A 13,815-nucleotide genomic window follows, 5' to 3' on the forward strand; every position below is an offset into this window, starting at 1 on the left:
GCATGACCCTGACAAGCGCTGCACCGAATCTTCACCACAGGCGCCCCGATTGCCAAGAACAAGTTTCAGCCACTCCACGGAACCTCCCCACCCGATCGGCCCCGTGCCCGAAACTCACTCTCCGTCAGTTGAGTGGCGCGCCGCTTCTCCTGATGGGGCGCCATAATCGATTGCACCAGAACCGTCACGAAATCCAGTTCCGGCGCCAATCCACTTGGCGCATCATCCGCATCATGGATGACGATAGGGGTGTGGGCGGTTTCGAGCCGCGTTAGAGAGGAGGCATCCATGGGATCGGTACGCAAGGCGAGCGCCTGGCTCGGCCTCGTCGAGGACCGCGAGATGCGCTACTACGACGACGAGTACGCCGAGGGACCCGAGCCGGGCGACAGCGCCGAGCCGTGGGCCACCGACCCCGCGGTGCGGGTGGTGGAGGAGCCGGAGCCCGAGGGCGACAGCGGCCGGATCGCGACGGTGACGCCGGAGAGCTTCCGCGACGCCCGCCGCATCGGGGAACTGTTCCGTGACGGGGTCCCGGTGGTCATCAACCTCACCGCCATGGAGCCCGGCGACGCCAAACGCGTCGTCGACTTCGCGGCGGGCCTGATCTTCGGCCTGCGCGGCTCCATCGACCGGGTGGCCAACCGCGTCTTCCTGCTGACCCCCGGCGACTACAAGGTGGTCAGCGACAGCCGCCGGCACGCCACCGGCTTCTTCAACCAGAGCTGAGCCGTCACAGCCGGTGCGCGCCCGCCCGGGCGCGCACCACGCGGCGCGTGTTCGGGGCGTCAGCCCCGGAATGCCTCAAGTCCGGTGAGAGCCTTGCCCAGCACCAGTTGATGCATCTCGCTGGTGCCCTCGTAGGTGAGCACCGATTCCAGATTCCCGCAGTGCCGCAGCACCGGATACTCCAGCGAGATCCCGTTCGCGCCCAGGATCGTGCGCGCGGTGCGGCAGATCTCCAGCGCTTCCCGGACATTGTTCAGCTTGCCGAAGCTCACCTGCTCCGGGCGCAGCCGTCCCGCGTCCAACCGGCGGCCCAGGTGGTGTGCCAGCAGCAGCCCCTTGTGCAGTTCCAGCGCCATGTCCGCCAGCTTCGCCTGGGTGAGCTGGAAACCGGCGATCGGCCGCCCGAACTGTTCGCGCTCCCCCGCGTAGGTCAGGGCTGTCTCAAAACAGTCCCTGGCGGCCCCCAGGGCGCCCCACACGATGCCGAACCTGGCGTGACCCAGCGCCCCCAGCGCCGCACCCAGCCCCCGCGCGCCGGGCAGTACGGCGTCGGCCGGCAACCGTACCCCGTCCAGGACGAGTTCACTGGTGACGGATGCGCGCAGTGACCATTTGTGGCGGATCTCCCGCGCCGTGAAGCCGGGCCGGTCCGTGGGCACCACGAAGCCCCGGACTCCGTCCTCCGTGCGGGCCCACACCACCGCCACGCCGGCCACCGAGCCGTTGGTGATCCACATCTTGCGGCCCGTCAGCACCCAGTCACCGCCGTCCCGTTCGGCCCGGGTACGCATCGCGGCCGGATCCGATCCGTGGTCGGGCTCGGTGAGCGCGAAGCAGCCGATGGTCTCACCGCGCGCCATCGGCGGCAGCCAGCGTTCGCGCTGCCCGGGCGAGCCGTAGCGGTGGATGGCGTACATGGCCAGCGAGCCCTGCACCGAGACCAGCGAGCGGATGCCGGAGTCGGCGGCCTCCAGCTCCAGGCAGGTCAACCCGTACTGCACGGCGGACGCGCCGGCGCAGCCGTAGCCCTCCAGCGACATGCCCAGCGCGCCCAGTTCACCGAGTTCCCTGGCCAGCTCGGTGACCGGCGCCCGGCCGTCCTCGTACCAGCGGGCGATGTGCGGCCGCACCCGGTCGGTGGCCCACCGCCGGGTGGTCCGCCGCACCGCGAGGTCCTCGGGGCTCAGCAGGTCATCCAGGCCCAGCGGGTCGGCCGGGTCGAAGGGCGGTGGGGAGCCGGTGGGCATGCGGGGCCTCCAGGTGCGCTCGGAGCGGCCGACGTTACGGCCGGGTAACCCCGCTGGGCAAGAGCGGCGGCTCCTCCGGGGCGCGTCGCGGGCCGGGCTCCGCGGCGCGGGGGCCGGGCACCGGCGCGGCGCCGCTTCCGGCGCCCGTGCGCGCCCCGCCCGGGGGTCGGGCCTCGGCCGCCGGGGCCGTCGCGAGGTCGCGGGGCAGCCGCAGCGCGGCCAGCGCGCCGAGCAGCAGCAGGACGGCACTGGCGATCAGCGTCATGTGCATGCCGTGGACGTACGCGTCCCGGGCGGTCTGCCGCAGCGCCAGTCCCGGCCCGCCGCCGACTTGGGTGGCCACCGAGTACGCCTCTCCCAAGGAGTGCGCCGCCGCCGCCGACTCCTCGGTCCCCACTCCCTGGGCGCCGCGGACGGCGGGGCCGTAGACGGCGTTCATGATGCTGCCCAGCAGCGCGATGCCCAGGCCCGCGCCGAACTGGTAGGCCGTCTCACCGATCGCTGCCGCACCGCCGGCCTGGCCGGCCGGGGCGTCGGAGAGCATCGACTCGTAGGAGGCGAACAGGGTGGTCTCCAGGCCGAAGCCCAGCAGCACGAAACCGGTGGCCATCAGCGCCGGGCGGTCCTGCTCCCCCAGTGACATCAGCACGAGGACGGCGAAGGCGGTGAGGACGAACCCGAGCGAGACCATCAGGCGCGGGCCGAGCCGGTGCAGCAGCCGGGCGCCCACCAGGCCCGCGGCGATCGCCGCCAGGCTGAGCGGCAGCAGCCGCAGCCCGGTCTGCAACGGGGAGAGGCCGAGCACCAGCTGCAGGTACTGGGCGGCGATCAGGGCGAGCCCGACGAGTGCCAGCACGGTCAGCACGATGCACCCGACCGAGGTGCCGAAGGCCGGCCGGGCGAAGGCGCGCAGGTCGATCAGCGGATGCCGTTGGCCGCGCTGCCGGCGGACGAAGAGAAAGAGCAGCACCCCGCCGGCCACCGCGGCGAGCAGGGTGAGCGGGCTGTACAGCTCCCCGCCGCCGGCCCGCTTGAGCGCCATGATCACGGTGAACAGACCGCCGGCGGCCAGCAGGGCGCCGGTCACGTCCCACGGGCCCTCGCGCTCGCCGGTGGACTCCGGCAGCAGCCAGCGGGCCACAGGCAGGCACAGGACCATCAGGGGGATGTTGATGAGGAAGACCGAGCCCCACCAGAAGTGCTCCAGCAGCACACCGCCCACCAGTGGCCCGATCGCGGCGCCGACGGCCGCGACGGCGCTCCAGATGCCGATCGCCAGGGCGCGTTCCCTGCGGTCGGGGAAGACCTGCCGCAGGATGGACAGCGTGGCCGGCATGATCATCGCCCCGCCGACCCCCAGCAGCGCGCGGGCGAGCACCAGCACCGCGGGGGTGCCGGCGTACGCGGCCAGCGCGGAGGCCAGGCCGAAACAGGCGTAGCCGATCAGCAGCACCCGGCGCCGGCCGATCCGGTCACCGAGGGTGCCGAAGAGGATCAGCAGCGAGGCGCACACCAGCGGGTAGACATCCACGATCCACAGCAGCTCGACCGCGCCGGGCCGCAGGTCCTCGGTGACGGCGGGCACGGCGACGTGCAGCACGGTCGCGTCGATGGCGACCAGCAGCAGGCTGACGCAGAGCACGACCAGAACCGTCCAGCGGTTTCGGTCTTCGGCGGGGAGCGGACTCGCCATGGGCGCGGGCACCTTGGGGACGGGCGGGGTGGGCGGACGAGCCACAGCGTACGTCAGGGACCGGCCGGACCCCCAGGGACCGCGGTCCCTTCCCGCAGGGCCCGCACACGGTCTCCATGTCACCCGGAAAGCCCTGAGGGGAAAACAATCCGAATGGCCGTACCATCATCCCCAGATCGGCAAATCATGGCTTTCTGCTATTCCGTAAAGCCGGGTGAACAGCGGGGGAACTCCGGGCCAATGACCCCCGGAAAAACCCTGCTGCACATCACATCGGCATCACGAAAGCAGGCTGGAGTCGAAGCTCTCCTATCACCGGCTGTAATCTTGCTGGAGTGCGTACCGACCGATTCTTTGCCCGCCTCGAGCAGGAGCCGCAGCGACCGGCCGTCGCGGCTCCCGGCATGAGCCGCACCCGGATCGCACTCCTGTGGGCGACGCTGGGCTCGTACGCGGCGATCGTGGCGGCGGTGCTGAGCACGTCCTGGCTGGTCAGGCTCGACTGGCAGGTGATGCTGTTCCGGCCCTACAAGCAGTGGCCGCAGTTGCACGCCTTCCTCGACTACTTCGTGGTGCTGGGGCAGCGCGGGCCCACCGCGGTGCTGGTGGCCGCCTGGCTGGGCTGGCGCTCGTGGCGCCAGCGCACGCTGCGTCCGCTGCTGGTCATGGCGGTGGCGCTGCTGGCGCTGAACGTCACGGTCGGTGGCGCGAAGTTCGGTATGCGCCGGGAGGGCCCGCACTACGCGAATGACATCGGCTCCAACGAGATGTGGTTGAACGGCGATATATTTCCCTCGGGTCACACCGCCAATGCCGTGGTGACCTGGGGGATTCTCGCGTATCTGGCCACCACGCCGCAGGCCCGCCGCATCCTGTCGGTGATCGCCGCGGTCTTCGCGCTGGGCGTGGGCGCCACCACCGTCTACCTGGGCACGCACTGGGTGAGCGATGTCCTGCTCGGCTGGGCGGCGGGGCTGCTGATCCTGCTGGCGCTGCCGTGGTGCGAGCCGGTGATCCGCGAGGTGGAGCGCCGGGTGATGGTGCTGCGGGACCGGCTGCGGGGACAACCCGTGCGCTCGCGGCACAGCCTTTCGCCGCCACCGGGGGCTCCGGTGGCAGCCCTCCCCGATACCCTGACGGCGCCCGCCAGGCCCGCCGCGATCACGGCCCGGATCGGCACCACCCACCGCACCCCGGCCCGGCCGCACCAGCCGGAGACCCGGCCGCCCGGAGCGCATCCGCCGGTGCGGCCCGTCGAGCCGCTGGGCGGCCCGTTCAGCCCTGCCAGCAGCGCACCACCTCACCGTCCTTGACCGCGAGGTTCAGCCGGCCCGGCATGTACTCCATGGTGATGATCGCGTCGGGCGCGAGCCGGCGTACGGTTCCCCAGCCGCGCTCGGCGGCCTGCCGCTCGGCCCGGTCTGCGGCCAGCCCCACGTAGGCGTCGGGGTCGTCGTCCGGCGTCTGGGGGCGGGAGGGGCGCCAGGGCTGTGATGGGGTCATGCCCCCACCGTATGCCGGGCCCGCCGCCCCCGGAAGTAGCCGGTGGACGTCCCGCCCCGATCAGCGGACTGTCACGCTTGTGTCACGGTCGACCCGGCCGGCCACCGCCCGGTGGTTCGTGCGCTTCGTGTAATGGAGAATTCCTCCGCTTTTCCCTTCCGCCGGTTCGTGGAAATCACCGCAACGGCACCGAATCCGGCCTTCCGGAATGGCCTCGGACACCCGTCCGCTTTTCCGCTGCCGGCCGTGTTCCCGCACTCCGGGCACCGCACCGAACCGGCCACTTCATCGGCGCACTCGACACTCGCGCAGACGTGCGAACCGGGCGCGCCCCCGTACCCGTGTGTGCGAATCACGCGCCCTCGGCGTGACCCTCGCGCCGCCCCGGCCGTTGTGCACGGGGCCCGCGACGGCAGCGGGCCGCGATACCCAACCGAGGAGCCACATGTCCCCCTTGCTCGACGTCAGTGACGAGGTTCGCGCCGAGATCGGCGAGGCCGAAGCGGCACGGCTGCTCGCGGGCGAGAACGCCCCCGGCACCTATGACTGCACCTCGTGCCGCACCCCGGGCGACACCGGCCAGGAGCGCACGTCCACCGTGCTCTTCGTCGGCGGCGAGACGGCGGTGCTCGCCTTCGCCCACGCCGCCTGCATCCCCTCCCAGGTGGTGACGGTCTCCGAGGAGCAGCTGCGCGGGGCGGTGGCCTCGATCACCGGCCAGTCCACCGTCGCCGAGCCCACGGCTGCCCCCGGCACCCCGCTGGCCGCCGAGCTGGAGGAGGCCACCGGCCAGGTGGTGCTCGGGGTGACCTGCGGCCAGATCCTGATCGGTGAGGACCTCTACCCGGCGCTCGTCGTGGAGCCGTCGGGTCCGGTGGCCCGGCCCGGCTCGGACGGCCCCGGCGACGATTTCCTGCCGCTGCTGATCGAGGCCGGCTTCCTGCCGGTCACCGATGTCTCCAAGGCTCCTTCCCAGGTTCCCGGCTGGTCGGTGCTGCTGGCCATGGGACAGCTGCACTCGGTGCTCCAGGCGGACGCGGCCACCGGCCAGACAGCTGCCTGGTGGCAGGCGCACCAGCCGCTGGCGGTCACCGACGGCTGGCGCTCGACCGCCAACCAGAAGCAGACGGTGCTGGTGTACGCGGCCCCGGCCGGTTCGATCGGCCAGCAGCCGCGGGAGGACCTGCTGCGGGACGCGCTGGAGAAGGCGGCGGCCGGCGGGCTGCTGGTGGCCGCCGCGATGCCGCTGGCGGGCACCTGAGCCGCCCGCCCGGCTGACGCGATCAGGTATCCGGGCGCGGCGCCCCGCATCCGCCGCCCCGGATGATCGTTGACCGGGCGTGCACCCTTACGAATCCACCCGACCTCAGCATGCCCCCGCCCACGCCGCGATTCCCGGCCAGTCCGGTGCGCACGCACGGAGGGCTCCGTACGATCACGGCCACACCGCTTCGGAGACCCCGATCTTCGACTCGCTCTACGACGAGTACCGGCGGCTGTTCCGGGCGCTGCCGGGGGACCGCTCGGGCGAGGAGGACCTGCGGTTCGAGGGATTCGGCACCATCCGCGGCACCGGCACCAGCAGCGGGGCGGCGAGCTGGCGGTACTACGGGCGGCCGGAGCAGGGGCACCTCCCCTCCTCGTACTACGGGGAGGTGTCCACCACCGGCCGGTCCTTCCCGGCCGCGCTGCCTCCGGCCCGGCGTGACGCGGGCGGGTGAGCGGGCGGCCGGGCCGTGCGGCTACTTCTTGACCCGGCCGCGCTTCTCGCGCACCCGCACCGACACCTTGATCGGGGTGCCCTCGAAGCCGAATTCCTCGCGCAGGCGGCGCTCGATGAAGCGCCGGTAGCCGGCCTCCAGGAAGCCCGAGGCGAACAGGACGAAGCGCGGCGGCTTCGTCCCGGCCTGGGTGCCGAACAGAATCCGGGGCTGCTTTCCGCCGCGCACCGGGTGCGGGTGGGAGGCCACCAGCTCACCGAGGAAGGCGTTCAGCTTGCCGGTGGGCACCCGGGTCTGCCAGGCGTCCAGCGCGGTCTCGATGGCCGGCACCAGCTTCTCCATGTGCCGGCCGGTGAAGGCGGAGATGTTGACGCGCGGCGCCCACTGCACCTGCACCAGGTCGCGCTCGATCTCCCGTTCCAGGTAGAAGCGGCGCTCCTCGTCCATGAGGTCCCACTTGTTGTACGCGATCACCAGCGCCCGGCCGGCCTCCACCGCCATGGTGATGATGCGGGTGTCCTGCACGCTGATCGGCTCGGTGACGTCGATGAGGACGACCGCGGCCTCCGCCTTCTCCAGGGCGGCGGCGGTGCGCAGCGAGGCGTAGTAGTCGGCCCCGTCCTGGAAGTGGACGCGGCGCCGGATGCCGGCGGTGTCCACGAAGCGCCAGACCTTGCCGCCGAGGTCGATGAGCTCGTCCACGGGGTCGCGGGTGGTGCCGGCGGTGGCGTCGACGACCACCCGGTCCTCCTTGGCCACCTTGTTCAGCAGCGAGGACTTGCCGACGTTGGGGCGCCCGATGAGGGCGATCCGGCGCGGGCCGCCGGGCGCGCTGCCGAAGGTCTGCGGGGGCGCCTCCGGCATGGCCTCCAGGACCGCGTCCAGCATGTCGCCGGTGCCCCGGCCGTGCAGCGCGGAGACGGGGTAGGGCTCGCCGAGGCCCAGGGACCACAGGTAGGCGGCGTCGGCCTCGCCGGAGGGGCCGTCCACTTTGTTGGCGCACAGCACCACGGGCTTGCCCGCCTTGCGCAGCAGCTTGACCACGGCCTCGTCGGTGTCCGTGGAGCCCACGGCGGCGTCCACCACGAAGACCACGGCGTCGGCGGCCTCGATGGCGTACTCGGCCTGAGCCGCGACGGAGGCGTCGATACCGAGGACATCCTGCTCCCAGCCGCCGGTGTCCACCACCTTGAAGCGGCGGCCCGCCCACTCGGCCTCGTAGGTGACGCGGTCGCGGGTGACGCCCGGGCGGTCCTCGACCACGGCCTCGCGGCGGCCGATGATCCGGTTCACCAACGTCGATTTGCCGACGTTGGGGCGGCCCACGACGGCGAGCACGGGCAGCGGCCCGGCGTTGGCCGCCGCCAGCTCGCTGTCGATCTCCTCGGCGTCGAAGCCCTCCTGCGCGGCCAGCTCCATGAACTCCGCGTACTCGGCGTCGCCCAGCGCACCGTGCCCGCCCGCGTCGCCGGGATCGTTCTGGTCGTTCATGGGTGTGGTCCTCAATGCGAAGAAACGAAAACGAAAGGGATGGAGGGCGGCGGCCGGCCCGGGAGCCGGTGCCGCATCCTCCAGTGTCGCTCAGCGGCCGGTGAGCCGCCGTGCCTTTTCCAGGTGCGCGGTCAGCCCGTCCCGCAGCCGTACGGTGGCGGCGTCCAGCGCCGCCCTGGTGCGGCGGCCGCCCTCGCCCACCGTGAACGGGTCGCCGAAGACCACGTCGAGCCGGCCGCGCAGCGGCGGCAGCCCCTGTATCAGCCGACCGCGCCGCTCCGTGCTGCCCAGCACCGCCACCGGCACCACCGGGGCGCCGGAGCGCACGGCGAAGTACGCCAGACCGGCCCGCAGCGCGGCGAAGTCGCCCTCGCCCCGGCTGCCCTCGGGAAAGATGCCCAGCACCCCGCCGTTCTTGAGTACGTCGAGGGCGGAGGTGATCGCGGTGCGGTCGGTGGTGTCGCGGTCCACCTCGATCTGGCCGATGCGGCGCAGGAACGGGTCGAGCGGTCCGATGAACGCTTCCTTCTTGATGAGGAAGTGCACCGGCCGCGGGGCCACGCCCATCACCATCGGGCCGTCCACGTTGTGCGTGTGGTTGACGGCGATGATCGCGGGCCCGGCCGCCGGCACCCGCCAGGCACCCAGCACCCGGGGCCGGAAGAGCCCGTACATCAGGCCGACCCCGATCCGCCGGCCGACCTCGGCGCCGCGTTCGGTGGGTGCGACGGGGGCACGGGAGACGGTCACGGCAGTCGCTGCTTCCGCTCCGCGTCCTCGATGACGCTGATCACGCAGGAGATGACCTGTTCCAGGGTCAGCTCGGTGGTGTCCATCTCGGTGGCGTCGCCGGCCTTGGCCAGCGGGGAGGTCTTGCGGCCCGAGTCGGCGGCGTCCCGCTTGATCAGCGCCTCCCGGGTGGCGGCCAGGTCGGGGGCGCCGGGGCCGGTGGCCTTCAGCTCACCGCTGCGCCGCGCCGCGCGCGCCTCGGGGGCCGCGGTCAGGAAGATCTTCACGTCGGCGTCGGGCAGCACGGTGGTGCCGATGTCCCGGCCCTCCACGACGATCCCGCCGGGGGCGTCCGCCGCGATAGTGCGCTGCAGCTCCGTGATCCGGGTGCGCACCGCGGGGACCGCGCTGACCGCGCTGACCGCGCCGGTGACCTCGGGGGTGCGGATCGGGCCCGCCACGTCCGTCCCGTCCACCGTGATGGTGGGGGCCAGCGGGTCGGTGCCGGAGACGATGTCCGGCTTGCCGGACACGGCGGCGACCGCGGCCGGGTCGTTCACGTCGACGCCGTTGCTGAGCATCCACCAGGTGATGGCGCGGTACTGCGCCCCGGTGTCGAGGTAGCCCATGCCCAGTCGCGCGGCCACCGCCTTGGAGGTGCTGGACTTGCCCGTTCCGGAAGGGCCGTCGATGGCGACGATGACGGGATGTGCGGACACGTGGCTGCGCACCTTTCTCAGCGGCGGGCGGGAGGGGGCGCGCTCCCTGGATCAGGCAGCGATCGGCCCCGGCCAAGGGTACCGGCCCCCGGGCCCACGCCCGGCCCCCGCCCACACTTCCCGCACAGATGTACGAGCCGGAGTCACTGCCGTATCGCCCAGCCGCGCTCGCGCAGCGAGGCGATCAGCCGCGGCGCCGCCATCGGGTCCACCATCAGCTGCACCAGACCGGCCTGCTGGCCGGTGGCGTGTTCGATGCGGACATCCTCGATGTTGACGCCCGCCGCGCCCGCGTCCGCGAAGATCCGGGCCAACTCCCCCGGCCGGTCGGTGATCGGCACTCCGACCGTCTCATACACGGCGGGCGCCGCGCCGTGCTTGCCCGGCACCCGCTCGCGGCCCGCGTTGCCGCGCCGCAGCACCGTCTCGATCCGGGCCGCCCCGCCCGCGCGCCGTTCCTGGTCCCCGGACTCCATCGCGCGCAGCGAGCGCACGGTCTCCTCCAGATCGCCCGCCAGCGCGGCCAGCACATCGGCGACCGGGCCGGGGTTGGCGGACAGGATGTCCAGCCACATCTGCGGTGTGGAGGCCGCGATCCGGGTCACATCACGGATGCCCTGCCCCGACAGCCGTACCGCGGACTCCTCGGCGTGCTCCAGCCGGGCCGCCACCAGGCTGGAGATCAGCTGCGGGGTGTGCGAGACGAGCGCGACGGCCCGGTCGTGGGCGTCGGCCTCCATCACCACCGGAACCGCGCGGCACAGCGCGACCAGCTCCAGCACCAGGTTGAGCACCTCGGTGCGGGTCTCGGGGGTGGGGGTCAGCACCCAGGGCCGGCCCTCGAAGAGATCGGCGGTGGCCGCCAGCGGCCCCGACCGCTCCTTGCCGGACATCGGGTGGGTGCCCAGGTAGCCGGCCGGGTCGCCGCCGAGCGCGGCCAGCTCGCGGCGCGGACCGCCCTTGACGCTGCCCACGTCGATGCAGCCGTCCGCCACCGCACGCCGCTGCACGTCCGCCACCGCGGCGGCGATGTACGCCGGGGGAACGGCGACGACGGCGAGCTCCACCCGCCCCGTCACCGGCTCCTCGGTACCCGCCCCCAGCGCGGCGGCGGTACGGACCTGGTCCGGATCCCGGTCCTCCAGGTGCACCCGTACGCCGCGCGCGCTGAGCGCGAGAGCGATGGAGGTACCGATCAGACCGGTGCCGATGACCAGGGCGGTGCGCATCCGACCAGCGTAATGGGGTCAGCGGACGGTCACAGACCGACCTCCCGCATCAGCTGGCCCACCTCGGTGTTGGTGAGACGGCGCAGCCAGCCCGACTTCTGCGAGCCCAGGGCCAGCGGGCCGAAGTGGGTACGCACCAGCTTGTCGACCGGGAACCCGGCCTCCGCGAGCATCCGCCGCACGATGTGCTTGCGGCCCTCGTGCAGGCTCACCTCGACGAGGTAGTTGTTGCCGGTGTTCTCCACGACCTTGAAGTGGTCGGCGCGGGCGTAGCCGTCCTCCAGCTTGATGCCGTCCTTGAGCCGCTTGCCCAGGTCACGCGGGATGGGCCCGCGGATGGCGGCGAGGTAGCTCTTCTTGACGCCGTAGCGGGGGTGGGTCAGGCGGTGCGCCAGCTCGCCGTGGTTGGTGAGCAGGATCAGGCCCTCGGTCTCGGTGTCCAGACGCCCGACGTGGAAGAGCCGGGTCTCCCGGTTCTGCACGTAGTCGCCCAGGCACTGCCGGCCCTCGGGGTCCTCCATGGAGGCCACGACGCCGGCCGGCTTGTTGAGGGCGAAGAACAGGTACGACTGGGAGGCGATGGTCAGCCCGTCGACCTTGATCTCGTCCTTGTCCGGGTCGACCCGGCGGCCCTGCTCGGTGACGATCTTGCCGTTGACCTCCACCCTGGCCTGGTCGATCAGCTCCTCGCAGGCCCGGCGGGAACCGAGCCCGGCACGCGCCAGCACCTTCTGCAGGCGCTCGCCCTCCGGCTCCCCGTGGGTCTTGGGGAGCTTCGGCGCCGGCTTGTCGTGCCGGGCGCGGTTGCGCTCCTCGATCTGGGCGTCGTACTCGCGCGACCGCGCGGGCGCCGGACGCTTGCGGGCCGGCTTGGCGGGCCCGCCCGGGCCGCCCTGCTTGCCGTACCTGCGCTCTTCGGGACGGGGGGGCCTGCCCGTCCGCTTCTGCTTGTCGTCGCGGCTGTTGCCCGCGCCCCGGTGGTTCCGGTTGCTGTTATTGCCGCTGCTTCGCATCAATGATCCGTAGGAGTCTCGCCGCTGTCGTCAACTTCGAACGACGGCACTCCTTCCTGGCTCTCGCCCTCGACCTGATCGGCCTCGGGAAGGAAGGGAGCCAGCTGCGGGAGCTCGTCCAGGCCGGTGAGGCCCAATCGCTCCAGGAAGTAGTGTGTCGTCCCGTACAGGATCGCACTTGTTTCGGGTTCGGTGCCCGCTTCCTGGATCAGCCCGCGCTGGAGCAGGGTGCGCATGACCCCGTCGCAGTTCACGCCACGCACGGCGGAGACCCGGGAACGGCTGACCGGCTGCCGGTACGCGACGACCGCCAGCGTCTCCAGCGCGGCCTGGGTGAGCCGGGCCTGCTGCCCGTCCAGCACGAAGCTCTCCACCGCCTCGGCGTACCGCGCCCGGGTGTAGTAGCGCCAGCCGCCGGCGACGTACCGCAGCTCGAATCCGCGGTTCTGCGCGGTGTACTCGTCGGCCAGCTCGCGCAGCGCGTCGGCGATCTCCCGGCGCGGCCGGTCCAGGACCTTGGCCAGGTGTTCCTCGGTCGCCGGCTCGTCGACGACCATGAGCACGGCTTCCAGGGACGGCTTGAGCGCGGGCGGTGGGGCCGGTTCACTCATGGGGTGCCTCCTGATCGAACTCATCGGTGACCAGCGTCCGCCCGGCCTCCTCCGGGGCGGCGCTCCAGCGCACCAGCAGCGGCCCCAGGGCCTCGGGCTGATCCAGGTGCACGGCGCGTTCGCGGTACAGCTCCAGCAGGGCGAGGAAGCGGGCCACGACGGTGAGGGTGTCGGGGGCATCGGCGGTCAGCTCGGCGAAGGACACCTGCCCGGCCCCCCGCAGCCGCTCCACGACGAGGACGGCCTGCTCCCGTACGGAGACCAGCGGCGCGTGGATGTGGTCGACGTACACCTGGGGCACCGGCTTGGGCTGCATGGCCTTCACGGCGAGCGCGGCGAACCCCTGGGGGCCGACGCTGATCATCACCTCGGGCAGCAGCTGCGCGTGGTGCGGTTCGAGGCCGACGGTACGCGGGTGGCGCAGCGCCTCGCCGGTGAGCCGCTCGGCGAAGATCTCGGCGACGCGTTTGTACGCGCGGTACTGGAGCAGCCGGGCGAACAGCAGGTCGCGGGCCTCCAGCAGGGCCAGGTCGCCCTCGTCCTCGATCTCGGCGGCGGGCAGCAGCCGGGCGGCCTTGAGGTCGAGGAGGGTGGCGGCGACGACGAGGAACTCGGTGGTCTGGTCGAGATCGCCGTCGGGGCCCATGGCCCGCAGATGGGCGAGGAATTCATCGGTGACCCGGGAGAGGGCGATCTCGGTCACATCGAGCTTGTGCCGCGAGATCAACTGCAACAGCAGGTCGAAGGGGCCCTCGAAGTTGTCCAGGACGAGCCGGAACCGCCCCTCCCCCGGGGCGCTCGCCTCGCCGGCGGGGTCCGCGTCCGGGTCGGGCGGGGCCCCGCCGCCCCCGACGTGGCCGGCCCCGTCCCCGGGGCGGTGCGCGGGAGCCGCGCCGCTGTCCGGCTCCGCCGGTGTCTGCGGCGGTGGCACGGACACCTCGGCGGGCGGTGCGCCGCCCGCCGCCGCGCCCCGCGAGGACGCCGGTGGCCGCGTCCCCTCGTCACCGTCCGCCGTACCCGCGTGCCCGGGCGCGGGCAGCGCTCCCGCGCCGCGGCCCAGGGGGCGGCGGCGTCTCGGGGTGGAGGGGTCGGCGGGGGGCATCGCGGGGCACATTACCCCTCGGTGCTGA

Annotated in this window: 14 protein-coding genes; 4 read left to right on the top strand and 10 right to left on the bottom strand. The window is 72.7% G+C overall.

Translation table 11 applies throughout. From position 1 onward, the window contains the following. Positions 1 to 288: 288 nt before the first annotated feature. Positions 289 to 729: a cell division protein SepF gene (locus SXIM_RS03675; RefSeq protein WP_030728139.1), complete on the top strand. Its 441-nt coding sequence runs from the start codon at positions 289 to 291 to the stop codon at positions 727 to 729. 59 nt (positions 730 to 788) lie between these two features. On the opposite strand, the gene SXIM_RS03680 is transcribed toward SXIM_RS03675, so the two are convergent. Together SXIM_RS03680 and SXIM_RS03685 are read right to left on the bottom strand one after the other, a co-directional pair. Then, entirely contained in the window at positions 789 to 1,976 is a 1,188-nt protein-coding gene (locus SXIM_RS03680) for an acyl-CoA dehydrogenase family protein (protein WP_046722935.1), read from the bottom strand. Positions 1,977 to 2,010: 34 nt separating this feature from the next. Continuing rightward, complete coding sequence (locus SXIM_RS03685) at positions 2,011 to 3,669, bottom strand: MFS transporter (protein WP_046722936.1); 1,659 nt, start codon at positions 3,667 to 3,669, stop codon at positions 2,011 to 2,013. Positions 3,670 to 4,073: 404 nt separating this feature from the next. Here SXIM_RS03685 and SXIM_RS03690 point away from each other — a divergent pair, with 404 nt between their 5' ends. Continuing rightward, on the top strand, positions 4,074 to 4,982 hold the full coding sequence (locus SXIM_RS03690; RefSeq protein WP_046722937.1) for a phosphatase PAP2 family protein: 909 nt from the start codon (positions 4,074 to 4,076) through the stop codon (positions 4,980 to 4,982). Here the strand turns inward: SXIM_RS03690 and SXIM_RS03695 are convergent. After that, entirely contained in the window at positions 4,945 to 5,172 is a 228-nt protein-coding gene (locus SXIM_RS03695) for an I78 family peptidase inhibitor (protein ID WP_030728147.1), read from the bottom strand. The genes SXIM_RS03690 and SXIM_RS03695 overlap by 38 nt on opposite strands. A 445-nt stretch (positions 5,173 to 5,617) precedes the next feature. Here SXIM_RS03695 and SXIM_RS03700 point away from each other — a divergent pair, with 445 nt between their 5' ends. Both SXIM_RS03700 and SXIM_RS27925 read left to right on the top strand, forming a co-directional pair. After that, entirely contained in the window at positions 5,618 to 6,433 is an 816-nt protein-coding gene (locus SXIM_RS03700) for a hypothetical protein (RefSeq protein ID WP_030728149.1), read from the top strand. A gap of 79 nt (positions 6,434 to 6,512) precedes the next feature. After that, the gene (locus tag SXIM_RS27925; protein ID WP_246156830.1) at positions 6,513 to 6,893 is read left to right on the top strand and encodes a hypothetical protein; all 381 of its coding nucleotides are present in this window, start codon (positions 6,513 to 6,515) and stop codon (positions 6,891 to 6,893) included. Positions 6,894 to 6,914: 21 nt separating this feature from the next. Here the strand turns inward: SXIM_RS27925 and der are convergent, their stop codons facing one another. The 7 genes from der to SXIM_RS03740 all read right to left on the bottom strand — a co-directional run bounded on the left by der (position 6,915) and on the right by SXIM_RS03740 (position 13,787). Further along, complete coding sequence (der, locus tag SXIM_RS03710) at positions 6,915 to 8,384, bottom strand: ribosome biogenesis GTPase Der (RefSeq protein ID WP_030728156.1); 1,470 nt, start codon at positions 8,382 to 8,384, stop codon at positions 6,915 to 6,917. Positions 8,385 to 8,474: 90 nt separating this feature from the next. Then, positions 8,475 to 9,134, bottom strand: coding sequence for a lysophospholipid acyltransferase family protein (locus tag SXIM_RS03715; RefSeq protein WP_030728159.1), 660 nt, complete (start codon positions 9,132 to 9,134; stop codon positions 8,475 to 8,477). Further along, the gene (gene cmk / locus SXIM_RS03720) at positions 9,131 to 9,832 is read right to left on the bottom strand and encodes a (d)CMP kinase (RefSeq protein ID WP_046722939.1); all 702 of its coding nucleotides are present in this window, start codon (positions 9,830 to 9,832) and stop codon (positions 9,131 to 9,133) included. Before cmk ends, SXIM_RS03715 begins: the two co-directional genes overlap by 4 nt. Positions 9,833 to 9,975: 143 nt before the next feature. Next, positions 9,976 to 11,061, bottom strand: a complete 1,086-nt coding sequence (locus SXIM_RS03725) for a prephenate dehydrogenase (RefSeq protein WP_046722941.1) — start codon at positions 11,059 to 11,061, stop codon at positions 9,976 to 9,978. A 29-nt stretch (positions 11,062 to 11,090) separates the two neighbouring features. Further along, positions 11,091 to 12,074, bottom strand: coding sequence for a pseudouridine synthase (locus SXIM_RS03730; protein WP_030728167.1), 984 nt, complete (start codon positions 12,072 to 12,074; stop codon positions 11,091 to 11,093). Next, positions 12,074 to 12,685, bottom strand: coding sequence for an SMC-Scp complex subunit ScpB (scpB, locus tag SXIM_RS03735; RefSeq protein ID WP_030728170.1), 612 nt, complete (start codon positions 12,683 to 12,685; stop codon positions 12,074 to 12,076). The genes SXIM_RS03730 and scpB overlap by 1 nt, the downstream gene beginning before the upstream one ends. Beyond that, the gene (locus tag SXIM_RS03740) at positions 12,678 to 13,787 is read right to left on the bottom strand and encodes a segregation and condensation protein A (protein ID WP_030728173.1); all 1,110 of its coding nucleotides are present in this window, start codon (positions 13,785 to 13,787) and stop codon (positions 12,678 to 12,680) included. The genes scpB and SXIM_RS03740 overlap by 8 nt, the downstream gene beginning before the upstream one ends. Positions 13,788 to 13,815 lie beyond the last annotated feature (28 nt).

Origin of the sequence: Streptomyces xiamenensis (assembly GCF_000993785.3) — a bacterium.
GTDB lineage: Bacteria > Actinomycetota > Actinomycetes > Streptomycetales > Streptomycetaceae > Streptomyces > Streptomyces xiamenensis.

Bases quoted from the DNA above. Each gene is read 5' to 3' on its own strand.
- SXIM_RS03675 (WP_030728139.1), top strand. From the start codon at position 289: ATGGGATCGGTACGCAAGGCGAGCGCCTGGCTCGGCCTCGTCGAGGAC.
- SXIM_RS03680 (WP_046722935.1), bottom strand. From the start codon at position 1,976: ATGCCCACCGGCTCCCCACCGCCCTTCGACCCGGCCGACCCGCTGGGC.
- SXIM_RS03685 (WP_046722936.1), bottom strand. From the start codon at position 3,669: ATGGCGAGTCCGCTCCCCGCCGAAGACCGAAACCGCTGGACGGTTCTG.
- SXIM_RS03690 (WP_046722937.1), top strand. From the start codon at position 4,074: ATGAGCCGCACCCGGATCGCACTCCTGTGGGCGACGCTGGGCTCGTAC.
- SXIM_RS03695 (WP_030728147.1), bottom strand. From the start codon at position 5,172: ATGACCCCATCACAGCCCTGGCGCCCCTCCCGCCCCCAGACGCCGGAC.
- SXIM_RS03700 (WP_030728149.1), top strand. From the start codon at position 5,618: ATGTCCCCCTTGCTCGACGTCAGTGACGAGGTTCGCGCCGAGATCGGC.
- der (WP_030728156.1), bottom strand. From the start codon at position 8,384: ATGAACGACCAGAACGATCCCGGCGACGCGGGCGGGCACGGTGCGCTG.
- SXIM_RS03725 (WP_046722941.1), bottom strand. From the start codon at position 11,061: ATGCGCACCGCCCTGGTCATCGGCACCGGTCTGATCGGTACCTCCATC.
- SXIM_RS03730 (WP_030728167.1), bottom strand. From the start codon at position 12,074: ATGCGAAGCAGCGGCAATAACAGCAACCGGAACCACCGGGGCGCGGGC.
- scpB (WP_030728170.1), bottom strand. From the start codon at position 12,685: ATGAGTGAACCGGCCCCACCGCCCGCGCTCAAGCCGTCCCTGGAAGCC.
- SXIM_RS03740 (WP_030728173.1), bottom strand. From the start codon at position 13,787: ATGCCCCCCGCCGACCCCTCCACCCCGAGACGCCGCCGCCCCCTGGGC.